Annotated in this window: 12 protein-coding genes; 7 read left to right on the top strand and 5 right to left on the bottom strand. The window is 60.8% G+C overall.

The features are described 5' to 3' along the window. Positions 1-166: 166 nt before the first annotated feature. Both E1K68_RS06275 and E1K68_RS06270 read right to left on the bottom strand, forming a co-directional pair. Complete coding sequence (locus tag E1K68_RS06275; RefSeq protein WP_212613878.1) at positions 167-2,689, bottom strand: CS1-pili formation C-terminal domain-containing protein; 2,523 nt, start codon at positions 2,687-2,689, stop codon at positions 167-169. A 114-nt stretch (positions 2,690-2,803) separates the two neighbouring features. Beyond that, positions 2,804-3,301 carry a CS1 type fimbrial major subunit gene (locus tag E1K68_RS06270; protein WP_003188887.1) on the bottom strand — a complete coding sequence of 166 codons (498 nt, stop codon included), beginning with the start codon at positions 3,299-3,301 and terminating at the stop codon, positions 2,804-2,806. A gap of 493 nt (positions 3,302-3,794) precedes the next feature. Between E1K68_RS06270 and E1K68_RS06265 the strand changes: the two genes are divergently transcribed. Further along, positions 3,795-4,304 carry a PadR family transcriptional regulator gene (locus tag E1K68_RS06265; protein WP_003188886.1) on the top strand — a complete coding sequence of 170 codons (510 nt, stop codon included), beginning with the start codon at positions 3,795-3,797 and terminating at the stop codon, positions 4,302-4,304. Beyond that, positions 4,301-5,068, top strand: coding sequence for a siderophore-interacting protein (locus tag E1K68_RS06260; protein ID WP_003188884.1), 768 nt, complete (start codon positions 4,301-4,303; stop codon positions 5,066-5,068). The genes E1K68_RS06265 and E1K68_RS06260 overlap by 4 nt, the downstream gene beginning before the upstream one ends. A 106-nt stretch (positions 5,069-5,174) precedes the next feature. On the opposite strand, the gene E1K68_RS06255 is transcribed toward E1K68_RS06260, so the two are convergent. Together E1K68_RS06255 and E1K68_RS06250 are read right to left on the bottom strand one after the other, a co-directional pair. After that, a complete protein-coding gene (locus E1K68_RS06255; RefSeq protein ID WP_212613877.1) occupies positions 5,175-5,801 on the bottom strand; it encodes a Pr6Pr family membrane protein in 627 nt (208 codons plus the stop codon). A 4-nt stretch (positions 5,802-5,805) separates the two neighbouring features. Further along, positions 5,806-6,039 (bottom strand): VF530 family protein, encoded by a 234-nt coding sequence (locus E1K68_RS06250; protein WP_003188882.1) that lies wholly within the window; start codon positions 6,037-6,039, stop codon positions 5,806-5,808. A gap of 170 nt (positions 6,040-6,209) precedes the next feature. On the opposite strand from E1K68_RS06250, the gene E1K68_RS06245 reads away from it, so the two are divergent. The 4 genes from E1K68_RS06245 to E1K68_RS06230 all read left to right on the top strand — a co-directional run bounded on the left by E1K68_RS06245 (position 6,210) and on the right by E1K68_RS06230 (position 13,604). After that, complete coding sequence (locus E1K68_RS06245) at positions 6,210-8,228, top strand: TonB-dependent receptor (protein WP_212613876.1); 2,019 nt, start codon at positions 6,210-6,212, stop codon at positions 8,226-8,228. A gap of 505 nt (positions 8,229-8,733) precedes the next feature. After that, positions 8,734-11,151 carry a glucose/quinate/shikimate family membrane-bound PQQ-dependent dehydrogenase gene (locus E1K68_RS06240; protein WP_094774873.1) on the top strand — a complete coding sequence of 806 codons (2,418 nt, stop codon included), beginning with the start codon at positions 8,734-8,736 and terminating at the stop codon, positions 11,149-11,151. 166 nt (positions 11,152-11,317) lie between these two features. Further along, positions 11,318-12,163: a 2OG-Fe(II) oxygenase gene (locus E1K68_RS06235; RefSeq protein WP_038449041.1), complete on the top strand. Its 846-nt coding sequence runs from the start codon at positions 11,318-11,320 to the stop codon at positions 12,161-12,163. 34 nt (positions 12,164-12,197) lie between these two features. Continuing rightward, the gene (locus tag E1K68_RS06230) at positions 12,198-13,604 is read left to right on the top strand and encodes a pyridoxal-dependent decarboxylase (RefSeq protein WP_003188875.1); all 1,407 of its coding nucleotides are present in this window, start codon (positions 12,198-12,200) and stop codon (positions 13,602-13,604) included. Here the strand turns inward: E1K68_RS06230 and E1K68_RS06225 are convergent. Further along, positions 13,601-15,937, bottom strand: a complete 2,337-nt coding sequence (locus tag E1K68_RS06225; RefSeq protein ID WP_034134817.1) for a bifunctional diguanylate cyclase/phosphodiesterase — start codon at positions 15,935-15,937, stop codon at positions 13,601-13,603. The genes E1K68_RS06230 and E1K68_RS06225 overlap by 4 nt on opposite strands. Before the next feature lie 332 nt (positions 15,938-16,269). Here E1K68_RS06225 and lon point away from each other — a divergent pair, with 332 nt between their 5' ends. Further along, positions 16,270-18,690, top strand: a complete 2,421-nt coding sequence (lon, locus tag E1K68_RS06220) for an endopeptidase La (RefSeq protein WP_003188872.1) — start codon at positions 16,270-16,272, stop codon at positions 18,688-18,690. The last annotated feature ends 35 nt before the right edge of the window (positions 18,691-18,725 follow it).

Here is an 18,725-nt window from a genome sequence, read left to right as displayed (position 1 = left end):
GGGTCCGGTCGGAACTCAGCGGTAATGTCTTGCGTGGCCGCAAGGCCCCAAGGGGTGAACGAACCCAACGAAGCGGCCAATACGACAGCGCGCCACATTGTGTTGCCAGGCTTGTTCATGCTGATCAACTCGTTGCTGCGAACGCATGCTGTTCTGAGTAAAAAATTCATCCGGCCGCCTCTGACGCATGGGCGACTTCGGCCAACGTATCCGGCGTGCAGCGCAAGTCGCCGATCATCAGCACGTCGCTTTCGCTTGGCGCGTTGCTGGGGTCCAGACGGAACTGGCACAACAGCTGGTTCTGGTAGCGCACTTGCAGGGTGGGTGAGCTGGAACTCATTTCCATGGAGAAGAACCCATCTACTTCGCTGACCCCACGGCTGGCGTGATTGATCACGTGGTGGCCGCGCAGAGGTGTGCCGTGTTCATCCAGCAAGCGGCCCAGCACGGTGACGGTTTTCATCACCGTGACTTTGCGGTAGTCCACACCGCCCTTGTTCAGGTGGTAGCTGGAGCGCGCCGGCTGGATATTGGCCGCCGGTGGGTGGTTGCCTTCAAAGTCGAAGGCCACGCTGCTGCTCTTGTAGGCCGACACCGGCACATAATTGCGCCCGGGCCGCAACAGGGTGCTGCCGCCGCCCAGGTCATCGGCGCGCAAGGCGATCTCGTCGAGGTCGGTTTCCACGTCGATGATCATGCCGGCACCGTTGCCCTGGTACTGGCTGCTCAGCAATACCTTGCCGGCACCGGCCACCAGGGTGCTGTTGAGGTTCAGGCCACCGCTGAAGTCGCCGTTGAAGGAACTGCGCTGCACGAAGCCGTCACCGCTGATCGCGTCGGTATTGAAACTGGCCATGCCCGACAGGCCGACGCCATAGGTGTCGGTGATCGCCGTGGCCGAGACGCTTTGCAGGAAGTGGTCGGTCAGGTCTTGGCGCAAGGTCACCGAGGCGTTGTTGTCACGCCCGCCGTCACGGGCGGTGCGGGTGCCGATGCTGCCGGAGATCTGCCGGCCATCGCGGCCCAGGTTCATGCTGACACTTACGTCTACACCACGATTGCGCGCGTCGTTGGTACCCGAGGTACCGGGCCGGTCGAACACCGAGAAGCGCCAGTTGGCATCGCTGCCGAACAGCTTGTCATGACGGCTCCAACCCAGGTCGATACCGGCGCCCTCGACATTGCCTTCGCTGTGGGACAGGCGCATGTTCAGGGTGTTTTTCGCATCGAGCCGGTGGTTGACCGACAGCGCCGTGTTGCTGGCCTCGCCCACGAAGGTATTGCGGCGCAGGCGGGTGCCGTCCGGCAGGGTTTCGTAGGTGTCGCGGGTGTCGAGCCAGCTGCGCGTGTGGCTGAACACCAGGTTGGTGGCGCCCAAGGTGTAGAGCGCTTGCAGGTCCATGCCGGTGCCGTGGTCCTGGGTCTGGTACAGGTTGGTGTAGAGACTGGTGTTGTTGGCGACCGTCCAGTCCACCGAACCGCCGTACTGCAGTTGTTCACGCACCTGGCGTGCCGACAGGCCGAGGATCACCCGTGGGTGCAACAGGTAGTTGATGGACGCGCCCGCAGTCATCGCGCCAGAGGCTTGTTCGTCCCAATTGCTGAACAGCTTGGTCTCGCGCCCGGCAAACAGGTTGTAGCGCCACGGGTCTTCGGCGTTGCGCCAGTTGCTGGGTTTGTACACCAACTCCTGGGTGGTGCTGGTGGTCAGGCCGTCTTCCACCAGGCGCACTTCCACTTCATAGATACCGCCGGGCAATGGCCGGGTGTCCAGGGTTTGCAGGCCGGCTGCCACGGCTTGGGTGTTGATCAACAGACCGTTGCGGTAAATCTCCACCGCCGCCTGGCGGTTGGCGGTGACATAGATCGGGTACACGCTGGGCTTGGCATTGTTGATGGCCAAGCTGTCGGAACTCCCGTACATCAGGCCCAGCGCTGTGTCAGGGCTGGCACCGAAGCTGCGCAGTTGGCGGGTCAGGCCGTCGGAATTGGGGGTGAAATGACCCAGGCGAAAAAATTGCCCTTCCATTTCCCGCTGGGTGTACAGCTCATGGATCGCGTGGCGCATCTGTTCGTTATCGCCACTCTGTCGCGCCAGTTGCAGGTTGAACACCTGGCTCCAGTTGCCAATGCTGGAACTGGCCTGCAGCCCGTAGCGACCGCCCAGTTTGTTGTCCTGGCCACCGTTGAGGTTGAGCTGGTTGTTGATGATCAACCCCAGGCTGCCGTCTTCCGGTTGCTGGTAAAAGCGCGGTGCATCGTCATTGAGCTCGACATTCTGAGTGATGATCGCCAACTGGGAGTTTTCCAGGTTGTAGAACGCCGAGAGCATTTTTTCCGGACAGGATTGGGTACAGGCACCCAGCGCCACGCCCTTTTCCAGCAGGGCTTGCCAGGTGTCGCGGGTGGCGGCCGGGACCTTGCTGTCACCGGTGTCGGTGAACTCGAGCAGGGTGACGCGATCATCCCGGGTCAACACAATCAGTGCCTCGCCCAGCAACTGCTGGTCAAGGTCTACACGTACCGCCAGCGGCACGTCGAAAAAGTGATCGGCAAAACCGGCGGGCAAGCCTTGGGCCTGACTCAGCAGATTGCCGGTAGTCAAAGCGCCCGAGGCAGCAGGTACGGCCAGGGCACTCGTACACATCAACAGCGCAAGCGCCGTCGCGATAGGCGTCATCGGAAACATGAACGGAACACTCTGAATGCCAAAAGACTGGAAAAAACCAGGCCGGCGGACCGAGGAGGAAAGTCAGCCGACCTGCAAGTAAATGCCCGTGTTCAACGGGCATTCATTGGCACATCAAAGCGTTGGCAATACCGCGTCGAATACCACCGGCATCACCGCGGTGTAGGAACCGCGCTGAGTAGCCGAAGGCTTGGCCGCGACGATGCGCATTTCAGCGCCAATACCTGGGGTGGAGTCGGCTTCATTGACCACTTCCTGCGGAGAGCCGGTCAGGGTCACGCCATTGAGGGTGGTGGTCAGCGCGATGTTCTGCGCGGCATCACCGTTGAACAGCACAGCCGGGCCGCCTTCGATGTAGGCGTGAACCGAACCGTTGGTGTTCTTGATGTCGTAGATGGCGCTCAGGGGCGCCAACTCACCGCTGACCAGGTTGTAGGTCATGGTTTCGTCACGACCCCAGTTCGGATCACGCGGCTGGGCGTGGAACACGGTGGTCGGGATGTTTGCCTTGAGGTTGACGGTGTGGCTGGCTTCACCGGCAGCGATAGCCGTTACCGAGGAAGATAGCGCCAGAACGGCCAGGGGAACAGCGACAGCAAACTTCTTAAACATGGTCAATACCTGTAGTTGACAACATTGAATGGTTCATTGCCAAGGAGGTCCCTAACAACGAATTAGCAGGCGTAGTTAGTTGAACTACGCACTGCAAGACAATGATCAAGCCAAACTAAAAGCAGGTATGCAGGCACATTCCAAAACGCACGTAGCCCTTGTAAACAGGGCTTGAGCGAAAAAGATGGCATTTCGCCAAAACTTTAAAAGTATCCGTAGGAAATAAGCTACACGCTAAAAATGTGCTAAAGAAGTTGCTGTAAGAAGCGTACCACAAGACTAAGCAGCGCCTGACAAATAACAAGTTCAGATATAAATTCGAGCTACAACTCTAATTAAAGTTATAGCTCTAAAATCCAATCAGGTCCAATAGTTGTTAGTTGCTTCGCGGACCAAGCCTGTGCAACCGCCAACGACCGTTGGTCGCCAGGTACTATCCTTAGCATTAAGATATATCTTACGTTATATCTAAACCTGCACAGAGGACCTGCCCATGAAACACGAACATCGCGGCGAGTTTGAAAAACGCGGCGGTCGCGGCCCACGGGTGTTCGCCCCTGGCGACCTGAAGCTGCTGCTGTTGTCACTGATCGCCGAGCAACCTTGCCATGGCTACGACCTGATCCGCCGCATCGAGGGCCTGTTCGACGGCGCCTACAGCCCCAGCCCCGGCGTGATCTACCCCACCCTGACCTTTCTTGAAGAGAGCGAGCTGATCAGCGGCGACGCCGATGGCGGAAAAAAACGCTACACAATCACCGACCCCGGTCGTCTCTTCTTAAGCGAGCAAGCCGTTGCCCTGGACGGTGTGCGCATGCGCCTGGATGTCAGCAAGCGCTCGCTGCGTGGCCACGACCGCCCACCGCAAATCCATGAAGCGGTGCACAACCTGCGCCACGCCTTGCATTCACACAACGGGCACTGGAGCCCGGAAGAAATCATTCGTGTCGCGGCGCTGCTCAATCGCACCGCCCAAGCCATTGCCGACGGGACAGACCAATGAACACACAAACCATTCATCGCGTAACCCACGAAATCAAACGCCGCCGCCTGCAAGTATTGCGGGTGGTCGATATCACCCCGCGCATGCGCCGCGTCACCCTGGGCGGCCCGGAATTGGCGGGCTTTATCAGCCTGGGCAGCGACGACCACATCAAGCTGTTGTTCCCGCAGAACGCCCAAGAACAAGCCGCGCTGGAAAGCCCGACGTTCAACATCAAGGGCGACGGCCCGCAACCGGCGATGCGTGACTACACACCACGGCGTTACGACCTGAGCATTGGCGAGCTGGACATCGACTTCGTGCTGCACGGCGATGGCCCTGCGTCTACCTGGGCCGAGCAAGTTGAAGTCGGCCAGCACCTGTATATCGGCGGGCCACGTGGCTCGATGATCGTGCCGGATATCTTCGACAGCTACCTGCTGATTGGCGATGAAACGGCGATCCCGGCCATCGCTCGGCGCCTGGAAGAACTGCCCGCTGGGCGCAAGGTGCTGGCGGTGATTGAAATCGCCGATGCGGCGGAACAACAGGCGCTGAACAGCGCAGCCGAGGTCGAGGTGATCTGGGTGCTGCGTGGCCAGGATGACCTGCTCAATGTGGTGAGTAACCTGACGCTGCCCAGCGGCACGCTGTACAGCTTCGTCGCCACCGAAACCAAGCTGTCGCGCCAGGTGCGGCGGGTGCTGCTGGATGCGCACAAGGTCAACGAGCAATACCTCAAGGCCGTGGGTTACTGGCGTGCCGAGGGCAGCGAGGAAGAATAAATAAGGTGGGAGCTGGCTTGCCTGCGATGCAAACACCTCGGTTTATCAGTTACACCGAGGTGATGCTATCGCAGGCAAGCCAGCTCCCACATTAATGGTGCTCACTTTAGATCGAGGGAGATTTGAGGTGCTTGTCCAGGCCGATGATCGCCAGCGCGATGACGATGAACCCTGCCAAAATCCCTGCGGCATTCACAAACACTTGTGGATAACCAAGGCTGTCCACATCCATGAACGGGTACTGATACTGCCCGAGCATATGCCCGCGCAGCAGCACATAACCGAAGTACACCAATGGGTAAATCACCCAGCCGGCAATGTGCTTGAACCGCAAGGTGCCCTTGGGCACACACCGCCACCAATACACCACAAACAGCAACGGCATGACGTCGTGCAGCAATTCATCGGCGATAAATTGAAAGCCTTGCGGGCTCCACAGATGCCGCAGCAGCAGGTTGTAGGCCAGGCTCACCAGCACGATGCTCGCCGCTATCGCGCTACTGATGTGAGGCGCGAGGAAAAACCGCTTGGCACCAGAGTCGCGCTTGACCAGCGCGTAGCTGAGCACCACGACCACCAGGGTATTGGTCAGCACGGTGAAGAAGCTGAAGAAACTGATCAGGCCGCCCAGCAAGCTCGCGCCACTGGTCCAGCGCAAATAGAGAATCAGGTATTGCTGGATCGCCAACCCCACCCAACCGGCCAAGGCTGCCGTCGCGACAAAGCGCTTCATGCTTTCAATCCAGGGGGCGCTTGGTACGCATCAGCTTGACGTACAAACCTTCGACCTTTTCCCGCGCCCACGGGGTTTTGCGCAGGAAGGTCAGGCTCGACTTGATGCTCGGGTCACTCTTGAAGCAGCGGATATCAATGCGCTCGGCCAAGCCGCTCCACTCGTAATGCTCCACCAGGGTGGTGAGCACGTGTTGCAGGGTCACACCGTGGAGCGGGTCGTTGCTTGTCGCGGTCATGCCAGGCCTTTTGCAAAAAGAGGAAACACAGCCGCGCACCTTAGCCGACGGGGCGTGCAGGTGGAAGCATCGGATTGAATATAGCCCGCGAGGAAAAGTTCCCCTTTTTCGCAAAAAAGAGATGTTATATTGTAACTTTACTTAACAACCTTTTTGCCTAGGAATATCCGATGTCGCTGCCTTCTATCTGGCGCTTGTCGCCCCTCGCCGCCGCCCTGTTGATCGGCTCCCAGGCCCATGCCCTGGAACTGCCACCCCAAGTGGTCACCGGCAACCCGCTGGGCAGCGAACAGCTGGCCTCGCCCACCACCGTGCTGGAAGGCGACGACCTGACCCTGCAACAAAAAGGCAGCCTCGGTGAAACCCTGAACAAGCAGCCGGGCGTATCGTCTTCGTACTTTGGCCCAGGGGCCAGCCGCCCGATCATTCGTGGCCAGGACGGCGACCGTATTCGCATCCTGCGCAACGGTGTGGGGGCGCTGGACGCCTCGTCGCTGTCCTACGACCACGCGGTGCCGCTGGACCCGATCAACGTTGACCGCATTGAAATCGTGCGGGGCCCGGCCGCACTGCTGTACGGCGGCAGCGCCATCGGTGGTGTGGTCAATACCTTCGACAATCGCATCCCCACCGAGGCCATTGAAGGCATCCATGGCGCGGGTGAACTGCGCTACGGCGGTGCCGACACCACCCGCAGCAGCGCAGGCAAGCTGGAAGCCGGCAACGGTACGTTCGCCTTGCACCTGGATGCCGATGCGCGCGAGTTCAACGACCTTAAAATCCCAGGCTATGCCCGCAGCCGGCATGCACCGGAGAGCGAAAACGGCCCCGGCAAAAACGGGCGCCTGGGTAACAGCAATGGGCGCCAGGACGGTGGTGCGGTAGGCGGTTCCTACACCTGGGATGATGGTTATGCGGGGCTGTCCTACAGCAATTACGACAGTAACTACGGCTCACCCGCCGAGCAGGATGTGCGCATCCGCATGAAACAGGACCACTACGCCTTTGCGTCCGAGATCCGCAACCTGCAAGGGCCTTTTACCTCGGTGAAACTCGACGCCGGTTACACCGACTACGAACACCGAGAAATCGAAGGCGGCGAAACCGGCACCACCTTCAAGAACAAAGGCTATGAAGCGCGGGTGGAAGCTCGTCACCAGCCGATAGGCCCATTCGATGGCGTGGTCGGCGCCCAAGTGACGCGCAACGAGTTCTCGGCCCTGGGCGAAGAAGCCTTCGTACCGCAGACCGACACCAACGCCGGCGCACTGTTTATCCTCGAAGAAATGCAAGCCACCGAGCGCCTCAAACTCAGCCTAGGCGCACGTCTGGAACACACCAGCGTCGACCCGAACGCCAAAGGCAACGAGCGCTTTGCCAATGCCGACAAGAGCAGTAACTTCACCGCCGGTAGCCTGTCGTCTGGTGCGGTGTACGCCCTCACGCCGATCTGGTCCCTGGCCGCCACCCTCGGCTACACCGAACGCGCGCCGACCTTTTACGAGCTGTACGCCAACGGCGCCCACGTTGCCACCGGTACCTACGAGTTGGGCGATGCCAACCTGAAGAAAGAAAAGGCCGTGTCCAGCGACCTGGCCCTGCGCTTTGACAACGGCACCCACAAGGGCAGCTTCGGCGTGTTCTACAGCCACTTCTCCAATTACATCGGCTTGTTGGGCACGGGTCGTACCCTGAACGATGAAGGCGAAGAGGACGCGGGCGGTATTCCCGAGTACGAATATTCTGGCGTGCGCGCGCGTTTCGCCGGCTTCGAAGCCCAGGATCACTGGAAGCTCGGTGAAGGCGCCTACGGTAAGTTTGCGCTGGAACTCTCGGGCGATTACACCCGCGCCACCAACCTGGACACCGGCGAAGCCTTGCCACGCATCGCGCCCCTGCGCATGAGCAGCGGCCTGCTGTGGGAACTGGACCGCTGGCAAGCACGTATCGATGTGGAACATGCCGCAGGCCAAGGGCGTGTGCCGGATAACGAAAGCGGCACCGACGGCTACACCACCCTCGGCGCCAGCGCGGGGTATCGCTTCAATGTGGGCGGTAGCCAGTGGCTGGCCTTCGTCAACGGTGAAAACCTGACCAATCAGACCGTGCGCTATGCCAGCTCGATTCTGCGCGATATCGCGCCGGCGCCAGGTAGAAGCGTGCAGTTCGGCGTTCGCACTACCTTCTAATCATCACCGCTAATCCCCTGTGGGAGCGGGCTTGCCCGCGAAAGCGTTGGGTCAGTCAACATCACTGTTTGCTGGGCCGACGTCTTCGCAGGCAAGCCAGCTCCCACATTTGATCTTCGTTGCTTTGAGCATTGCGTTCGCTTGATCGATCGGCATTGGGGACATGCCTGCGACGTGATTGTGCAGCGACTATCTGTCACTGTTACCAAAACTGAAATGATGCATCTTGCGATTCACCCTTTCTCAAAACGCCCCGCCGCATTATCCTTCGCAACAATCTGAAACGCTTCACCTCCGGGTCGATCCCATTTGCCGAATTTCCCTTCACGCAAAGACAGCGCTGTCTTAAACCGACCTGCGCCAGGGACTCTGTTGCCCGCCTGTGGATAACCCGGTTATCCACAGAAAAACCCGAAAATAACGATGAACCAAGCCCGTGCTGAATCGTCATCTACAGTGAAGCACGGGGTTACATAATTATTCCAACGTCACGGAGAAACACACTATGAGCACTGATGGTGCTTCAAGCCCAAGCCGCCTGTTGCCCAGGCTGCTAGGCGTCTTGCTGCTGATCATGGGGCTGGCCTTGCTGGCTGGCGGCGTCAAGCTGAGCATGCTCGGCGGGTCGCTGTACTACCTGCTCGCCGGTATCGGCATCACCCTGACCGGCGTGTTGCTGCTGGCTACCCGCCGCGCTGCGCTGGGCTTGTACGCACTGGTGTTGTTCGCCAGCACCGTGTGGGCACTGTGGGAAGTCGGCCTGGACTGGTGGCAACTGGTACCGCGCCTGGCCCTGCTGTTCGCCTTGGGCATCGTCATGCTGCTGCCGTGGTTTCGCCGTCCGTTGCTGCGTGGCCAAGCGGCCCCGCTGGGCACTGGCGCGCTGAGCGTGGCCGTGGTGCTGGCGGGCGCTACCGCACTGGCCAGCCAATTCACCAACCCAGGTGAAATGGTCAAGACCGGCCAACTGGACCGCGACGCGGTACCGGGCATGGCCAGCGCTGCGCCCACCCAGGCCGATGGCGACTGGAATTCCTATGGCCGTTCGGCCTTCGGTGACCGTTACTCGCCACTGGCACAGATCACCCCGGAAAACGCCCACAAGCTGGTGCCGGCGTGGACCTATCGCACTGGCGACATCCCTGGCCCAGGCGACCCCGGTGAAACCACCGCGGAAAACACCCCGCTGAAAGTCAATGGCATGCTCTACGTGTGCACACCGCACAGCCAAGTGATTGCCCTGGACCCGGATACCGGCAAGGAAATCTGGCGTTTCGACCCGAAGATCACCACCCAGGGTGCTGAAAGCTTCAAAGGTTGGGCGCACATGACCTGCCGTGGCGTGTCGTACCACGATGACGCTGCCTACGCTTCCGAACAAAGCCCGACTGGCACTGCCAGCCCGGCCGCCGCACCGAACGCCTGCCCGAAACGCATCTTCGTGCCGACCGCCGACACCCGTCTGATCGCCCTGAACGCCGACACCGGCAAGATGTGCGAAGACTTCGGTGACAAAGGCCAGGTCGACCTGCGTGCCAACATCGGCAGCTTCGCCCCAGGCGGTTACTACTCCACGTCGCCACCGGCCGTGACCAAGAACCTGGTCGTGATCGGCGGTCACGTGACCGATAACGTTTCCATCGACGAGCCAAGCGGCGTGATCCGTGCGTTCGACGTGCACACCGGCAAGCTGGTGTGGAACTGGGACAGCGGCAACCCGGACGACACCACCCCGTTGGCCGAAGGCAAGACCTACACCCGCAACTCGCCGAACATGTGGTCCATGTTCGCCGTGGATGAAAAACTCGGCATGCTCTACCTGCCGATGGGCAACCAGATGCCCGACCAGTACGGCGGCGACCGTACCGATGACTCCGAGAAGTACGCCGCGGGCCTGACCGCTCTGGACATCGACACCGGCCACGTGAAGTGGACCTTCCAGTTCACCCACCATGACCTGTGGGACATGGACGTGGGCGGCCAGCCTTCGCTGATCGACATCAAGACCGCTGCGGGCGTGAAGCAGGCCGTGATGGCGTCGACCAAGCAAGGCAGCATCTACGTGCTGGACCGTGCCACTGGCCAGCCAGTGGTACCGGTCAATGAAATCCCGGTGCCACAGGGCGCAGTCGCGGGCGACCGCACCTCCCCTACCCAACCCAAGTCCGACCTGAACTTCATGCCGCCGCCGTTGAAAGAACGCGACATGTGGGGCGTGACACCGTTCGACCAGATGCTGTGCCGGATCGACTTCAAATCCATGCGCTACGACGGCCCGTTCACGCCGCCGTCGCTGCAAGGTTCGATCGTGTACCCAGGCAACTTCGGCGTGTTCGACTGGGGCGGCATCTCGGTTGACCCGGTGCGCCAGATCGCCTTCGTGAACCCAAGCTACATGGCGTTCAAATCCAAGCTGATCCCGGCCGCTGACATCGCCAAGCAAGGCCCACGCGTCAGCGAAACCGAGGGCGTGCAGCCAAACAAAGGCGCGCCGTATGGTGTGATCCTTGAAGCGCTGCTGTCGCCGATGGGCCTGCCATGCCAGGCACCGGCCTGGGGCTACGTGGCGGCGGTCGACCTGACCAACCACCAGACCATCTGGATGCACAAGAACGGCACCGTGCGTGACAGCTCGCCGGTTCCAATCCCGCTGACCATGGGCGTGCCTAGCCTGGGCGGTACGTTCACCACCGCTGGTGGCGTCGCGTTCCTCAGCGGCACCCTGGACCAGTACCTGCGTGCCTATGACGTGAAAAACGGCAAGCAACTGTGGGAAGGCCGCCTGCCTGCAGGCGCGCAAACCACCCCGATGACCTACACCGGCAAGGACGGCAAGCAATACGTGCTGGTCATGGCGGGCGGTCACGGCTCCCTGGGGACCAAGCAGGGTGACTATGTAATGGCGTTCAAACTGCCGGATTAAGCAACGCTGGCGGTACAAAAAAGCGGCGGCCCGAATGGGCAGCCGCTTTTTTTTGCCTGCTGATAATGCCCAGCGTTTCCCCTCAACCCTTTAAAACTAATTTAGTGCGCACGCCCTGCGTAATACAAAAGGCGTACGGATAAAACTTTAAAGGGAGCTTCACTGCATGACGGACCATGTCGCTACAAAACCGATGCTTTCCACCCCCACAAAAATCCTGGAGCTTGAACACCTCAATACTGCCAGTTTGAAAAAACTCATCAGTGGCGAAGTGCTTGCCATTCGGGTACCTGAGTTTGCCAACGCAACCACCAGCGCACGGTTGATTCAGGCCATCGACGATACCGCCACCCTGGAACACTACGGCCATGAAACCTACGAAGAGGGGCGCGTCGTTCAGCACTTCTACGGTGTGCATCGCTGGGGCACGCCGTTCAACTCCACGTACGGCAAGGCCGCCGGCGGTGACGCCCAAGAAAAATATTATGCAGACGCGGCCCGTATGCGCGGCCTTATCGACAGCCTCTGTGCGCCGCAAACGCCGCCCATTCAACAGCTGATGGAACAGTTCCAGGCGCTCTGGCCGCAAGGTGCAACAGCCGCTGCGTTCCAGGGCCGACCGATGTTTTGCGGGATCATCCGCGTCATGTTCCCGGAGACGGCGCACCTCTCGGAAACGGTGCCCCATGTGGATTGCCTGCCCCGCACAGTCGCTGAACTGCAGCATCAATTCAGCGCCAATATCTACCTGCAAACACCGCCTTCGGGGGGCGAGTTGGTCATCTGGGATACCCAAGCCTTTGGCTATGAGGAGGTCAAGCGCTTCGAGGGGGCCCAACTGCCCGAACAGTGTTTACAAAAACCGCTGCGCATCCGCCCACGCCAGAACGAACTGGTGCTCATCAATACCCGCCGCCCCCACGCCATCTGTGGGTTCGATTCGGGAAAACGCGTCAGCATGCAGTCGTTTATTGGCTATAACGCCGGCGAACCGTTTTACTTCTGGTGCTAATACTTTTATTGCTCGTGCACATGGACGTTTATCTATGACCCCCGAAGAATTCCGCCAACATGGCTATGCCATGATCGACCTGATTGCAGACTACCGACAGAACATCGAACAACGCGGCGTGCAGCCCACCACCCAACCTGGCGAGATCAAAGCCGCCCTGCCGGCCAGCCCGCCTGACACCGCCGAACCCTTCGAACAAATCATGGGCGACGTCGAAAAACTGATCATGCCCGGCTTGCTGCATTGGCAGCATCCCAGTTTCTTCGGGTTCTTCCCTTCCAATGTGGAACTGTCCTCAGTGCTCGGCGATTGCCTGAGCACCGGCCTGGGTGTGATTGGGTTGTCCTGGCAATCCAGCCCGGCCCTCACCGAAATCGAGGAAGTCACCACCGATTGGCTGCGCGACATGCTCGGCCTGGGCAGCTCATGGAGCGGTGTGATCCAGGACTCGGCGTCCACCTCCACGCTGGTGGCGCTTATCAGCGCCCGGGAACGCAGCTCCGATTACGCGCTGATGCACAACGGCCTGCAAAACAGCGGCGCGCCCCTGATCGTCTACACCTCAGCCCACGCCCATAGCTCGGTCAACAAGGCGGCGATCCTGGCCGGGTTCGGCCAGAACCATATCCGCACCATCGCCACCGATGCACACAATGCAATGTCGCCCCAGGCACTGGCGCAGGCCATCGAACAGGACCTGGCCGCTGGCAACACACCCTGCGTGGTGATTGCCACCACCGGCACCACGGCTGCCATGGCGATCGACCCTCTGGATGCGATTGGCGACCTCACCCAACGCCACGGCCTGTGGCTGCACGTGGACTCGGCCATGGCTGGCGCGGCAATGATCCTGCCGGAATGCCGGGCCCTGTGGGATGGCATCGAAAAGGCTGACTCGCTGGTGCTCAACCCGCACAAATGGCTGGGCGCGGCCTTCGATTGCTCGGTGTACTTTGTACGTGACCCCGAGCATTTGATTCGCATCATGACCACCAACCCGAGCTACCTGCAATCCAGCGCAGACGGCCAAGTGCGAAACTACCGTGACTGGCGGATTTCCCTGGGCAGCCGTTTTCGCGCCTTGAAGTTGTGGTTCCTGATACGCGAGCAAGGTGTCAGCGGCCTGCAAGCGCGGCTGCGGCGAGACCTGGCCAATGCGCGCTGGCTGGCAGAGCAGATTGAAGCCACTGAGCACTGGACACTGGTGGCCACGCCCGCCTTGCAAACCCTTTGCATTCGCCATGAACCGCCGGGGTTGGCAGGCCAGGCCCTGGATACTCACACCCGAGCCTGGGCAGAAAAACTCAACCAGTCAGGCGATGCCTACGTCACCCCCGCCCTCCTCGATGAGCGCTGGATGGTGCGGGTATCCATCGGCGCGCTGGGCACCGAACGCCAGCATGTCCAAAGGTTGTGGGCGCGACTGCAGACACTGGTCTAAGTAGGCACCCGTTCACGCCGCATCCACCGCTCGAACGCCATGGCATTGAGCGGCCGGCTGATCAGGTAGCCCTGGGCGGTGTCGCAGTTCCAGCGTTTGAGCAGGGTGAGGCTGTGTTCGAACTCCACGCCCTCGGCCACCACCTTGAGCCCCAGGCTATGGCTCATTTCTATGGTGGAACGCACGATCACGCCGTCGCCGCTGGTGCTGTCGAGGTTGCGTATAAAGGACTGGTCGATCTTCAGCTCTTGCACCGGCAGGCGCTGCAACTGTGCGAGGGAGGAGTAACCGGTGCCGAAATCATCCACCGACAGGCTGATCCCGCAATTGCGCAGCTGCTCCAGCACGCTGAGGGCCTGCTGCGGGTTGTGCATGATGGCGCTCTCGGTAATCTCGAAAATCAAATGCTCGGCGCCCACGTGGTATTGGGCCAATAGCGCAGTGACGCGAATCGCCAAGTCATCATCCGCCAAGTCGTTCACGGAGATATTCACCGACAGCTGGATAACCAGCCCACGCTGCGCCCATTCGGCAATCTGGCGGATGGCTTCCTCGATCACCCATAGCGTTAGCGCGCCCATGCTGCCGGTGCGTTCGGCCAGGGGAATGAACTCTGCGGGGGACACTTGCCCCAGCGTCGGGTGTTGCCAGCGCAACAAGGCTTCAGCCTGGCTCACGTGCCCGCGGCGCAGGTCAAGCTTGGGCTGGTAGCACAGGAACAACTCGCCTTCGATCACGGCGCGGCGCAAATCGCGGATCAGGGTGATCTGGCGTTGGTGGGCGAGGTCGCGGTCCGGTTGGTAGATCTGCAAATGCCCCGGCAGGTTGGCCGCGTCGTGCCGGGCGATGGCCGCGCGGTTGATCAATTCTTCCACCTGCTGCCCGTCAGCAGGGTACGCGGCGATGCCGATGCTCACCTCATGGCGCACTTCGTCATTGCCGATGCGCAGGGGTTCGGTCAACGCCCCATGCAACTGGTCGGCGCGGGCCACGGCAGAGTCGATCTCGGTGTTTTCCAACAACAACAGAAACTCACTGCCGGCGATGCGCGCCGCAGTGTCGCTGGCCAACAGGCTGCTGGACAAGCAGCGGCTCGCCTCGCACAACATATGCTCGACCCCTTCGGGGCCAAACCCTTCGTTGATGACCCGGTAGTTTTCAATGCCTACGTACAGCAATACCACCGACCGCCGTGCGCTGATCGCACTGCCCAGGCGCTCCATGGCCAGGGCGCGGTTGGGCAGGCCGGTGAGCGGGTCATGCAAGGCATTGTGAGCCAACTGTCGCTCACGCAGGGCGATGCCGCTTTGCATGGCATTGAACGCACGCGCCAGCAGGCCGAACTCGTCGTGGCTGCGCACCCGCACCGGGGTGCGGTAGTCACCGGCCCCGATGCGTTCAGCGGCTTGCACCAGCGCATTGAGCGGGCGTGACACTCGCCGCGCCAGGAATAACGCCACCGCCAGCGAGACCAGCAGCACCGCCAGGGCAATCCCCATGAACTGCCGGTCCAGCGGCGCGAAGGATTCCAGCGCATGGTCCAGCGGGCTTTGCAGCAACACGCGCACTTCATCGCCCTCGCCGCTATTGGCCAAGGGCAACACCTGGCTGAGCACACGCTGGCCATGGAACAGCTGGATCTTCGCCTCAGGATCGACCTGCGTGCCATGCAAGAGGCTGATGATGCTTGGGCGCCAATTGCCAGGGTGGGTGGTGAATAGCTGACCGAGATGGCCGTCCTGCACACTGAGGAACGACACCTCCAGGTTGCTCATGGAACGCAGCTCGTGGGCAAATTGCGTGTCCATGGGGAAACCCATGACCACGCGGGCGATGGGCACAGGCCCGAGCACATCCTTTTGCACCAGCAGATAGGGGCGCCCGGCCATGGCGACGATCAACATTTGCTGGCCACTGCGCCGCGCCTTGCGCAAGGCATCGGCATACGGGAACAGCTGGCCGCGCGTCTGCACCAGCAGAGTACTGACCATGACCCGGTCATCCAGGCCCAGCACCACCACTTCGCTGGAACTGACCCCGGTACCATGGGTGCCCAGCGCGTCCAGGATCGGCACCGTGCGGCCACCGGCCACCGCCTGCTTGAACGGCCCATCGGCGGTGAGCCAGTCCAACCCGTACTGCAAGCGCCGCCCGCGCAGGTCCAGCAGGCGCTCGAACACCTGCCGCCCCGTGTTCAGCTGCACGTCGGCCTGGTTCTCCACCGCGCGAGTGGTGGCGGCCTTCACGGCAAAATAGGTGGCGGCCACGACCACCAGCAGCAACAGCGCCAACACCCCGGCAATACGGGTCTGAAACGTGTGGCGCCAGTGCATGGCCGCGCCCTCGGGCCGTGCTCGTCGCTCTTGGCCGTGCTTTCCTGGTGTCATACGCGTCCCTGCCGACTGCTAACCGGCGTCAAAAAAACATCCTTTTTTATGGGGAATTTTATTAAAGCAGGTTAGCTGGGACTGGAGATAAGTAAACCCAATAAAAGCTGGGCTTCGCTGTCACATTATTGACGATCAGTTCGAAAAGCAGAGGCATAAAGCACATTGACCGCGCCTCTCCCGTTATTTCATGCAAATTGTTGCTAACGACGCCGCCCCATTGAAACCACCGCAACCCCGCCCCATCTAACCTGCATACTTACTGATGCAGGTGCCCCATGAGCGACCAGCAAGAATTTCCAGATTACGACCTCAACGATTACGCCGACCCCGAAAACGCTGAAGCCCCCTCGTCCAATACTGGCCTGGCGCTGCCTGGGCAAAACCTGCCGGACAAGGTCTACATCATCCCGATCCACAATCGGCCGTTTTTCCCGGCCCAAGTGTTGCCGGTGATCGTCAATGAAGAACCCTGGGCCGAAACCCTGGAGCTGGTGAGCAAATCCGACCACCATTCCCTTGCGCTGTTTTTCATGGACACGCCGCCCGATGACCCACGGCACTTCGACACCTCCGCCCTGCCGCTGTACGGCACCCTGGTGAAGGTGCACCACGCCAGCCGCGAGAACGGCAAGCTGCAGTTCGTGGCTCAGGGCCTGACCCGCGTGCGCATCAAGACCTGGCTCAAGCACCACCGCCCACCGTACCTGGTGGAGGTTGAATACCCGCACCAGCCCAGCGAGCCGACCGATGAGGTCAAGGCCTACGGCATGGCGCTGATCAATGCGATCAAGGAACTGCTGCCCCTCAACCCGCTGTACAGCGAAGAGTTGAAGAACTACCTCAACCGCTTCAGCCCCAACGACCCGTCGCCGCTTACCGACTTCGCCGCCGCCCTCACCTCGGCGACCGGTAATGAGCTGCAGGAAGTGCTGGACTGCGTGCCCATGCTCAAGCGCATGGAAAAAGTGCTGCCGATGCTGCGCAAAGAGGTAGAAGTCGCGCGCCTGCAAAAAGAACTCTCCGCCGAGGTAAACCGCAAGATCGGCGAGCACCAGCGTGAGTTCTTCCTCAAGGAACAACTCAAAGTCATCCAACAGGAGCTGGGCCTGACCAAGGACGATCGCAGCGCCGACGTCGAACAGTTCGAACAGCGCCTGCAAGGCAAGGTGTTGCCGGCCCAGGCACAGAAGCGCATCGATGAAGAGCTGAACAAACTGTCGATCCTGGAAACCGGTTCGCCGGAATACGCCGTCACGCGCAACTACCTGGACTGGGCCACCTCGGTGCCGTGGGGCGTGTACGGCGCAGACAAACTCGACCTCAAGCACGCGCGCAAAGTGCTCGACAAGCACCATGCGGGCCTGGATGACATCAAGAGCCGCATCCTCGAATTCCTCGCCGTGGGCGCCTACAAGGGCGAAGTCGCCGGCTCCATCGTGTTGCTGGTGGGCCCGCCGGGCGTGGGCAAGACCAGTGTGGGCAAGTCCATCGCCGAATCCCTGGGGCGGCCGTTCTATCGCTTCAGTGTCGGCGGCATGCGCGACGAGGCCGAGATCAAGGGCCACCGGCGCACCTACATCGGCGCCCTGCCCGGCAAGCTGGTGCAGGCGTTGAAAGACGTGGAAGTGATGAACCCGGTGATCATGCTCGACGAGATCGATAAGATGGGCCAGAGCTTCCAGGGCGACCCGGCGTCGGCGCTGCTGGAAACCCTGGACCCGGAACAGAACGTCGAATTCCTCGACCACTACCTGGACCTGCGCCTGGACCTGTCCAAAGTGCTGTTCGTGTGCACCGCCAACACCCTGGACTCGATCCCGGGCCCGTTGCTGGACCGCATGGAAGTGATTCGCCTGTCGGGCTATATCACCGAAGAAAAAGTCGCCATCGCCAAGCGCCACCTGTGGCCCAAGCAGTTGGAAAAAGCCGGCGTGGCCAAAAACAGCCTGACCATCAGTGATGGTGCCTTGCGCGCGTTGATCGACGGTTATGCGCGAGAGGCCGGCGTGCGTCAGTTGGAGAAGCAACTGGGCAAGCTGGTGCGCAAGGCGGTGGTCAAGCTGCTGGATGAACCGGACTCGGTGATCAAGATCGGCAACAAGGACCTGGAAAGCTCCCTGGGCATGCCCGTGTTCCGTAATGAACAAGTGCTGTCCGGCACCGGCGTGATTACCGGCCTGGCCTGGACCAGCATGGGCGGCGCCACCTTGCCGATCGAAGCGACGCGCATCCACACGCTCAACCGCGGCTTCAAGCTCACCGGGCAGTTGGGTGAAGTGATGAAAGAGTCCGCCGAAATCGCCTACAGCTACATCAGTTCAAACCTTAAGTCGTTTGGCGGCGATGCGAAGTTCTTCGATGAAGCCTTCGTGCACTTGCACGTACCGGAAGGCGCCACCCCCAAAGACGGCCCGAGTGCTGGCGTGACCATGGCCAGTGCGTTGCTGTCCCTGGCCCGCAACCAACCGCCGAAAAAAGGCGTGGCGATGACCGGCGAACTGACCTTGACCGGGCATGTACTGCCGATTGGCGGAGTGCGCGAGAAGGTGATTGCGGCGCGGCGCCAGAAAATTCACGAGTTGATCTTGCCGGAGCCCAACCGTGGCAGCTTTGAGGAGTTGCCGGATTATTTGAAGGAAGGCATGACGGTGCACTTTGCCAAGCGGTTTGCGGATGTGGCGAAGGTGCTCTTCTGATAGATCTCTAGCGCCTGGACTGGCCCTATCGCGGG

The sequence above is a fragment of the Pseudomonas sp. B2021 genome (assembly GCF_018135665.1).
GTDB classification, from domain to species: domain Bacteria; phylum Pseudomonadota; class Gammaproteobacteria; order Pseudomonadales; family Pseudomonadaceae; genus Aquipseudomonas; species Aquipseudomonas lactis.
Note: the sequence above shows the minus strand (reverse complement) of the source record. Positions and strands in the feature narration are given on the sequence as shown.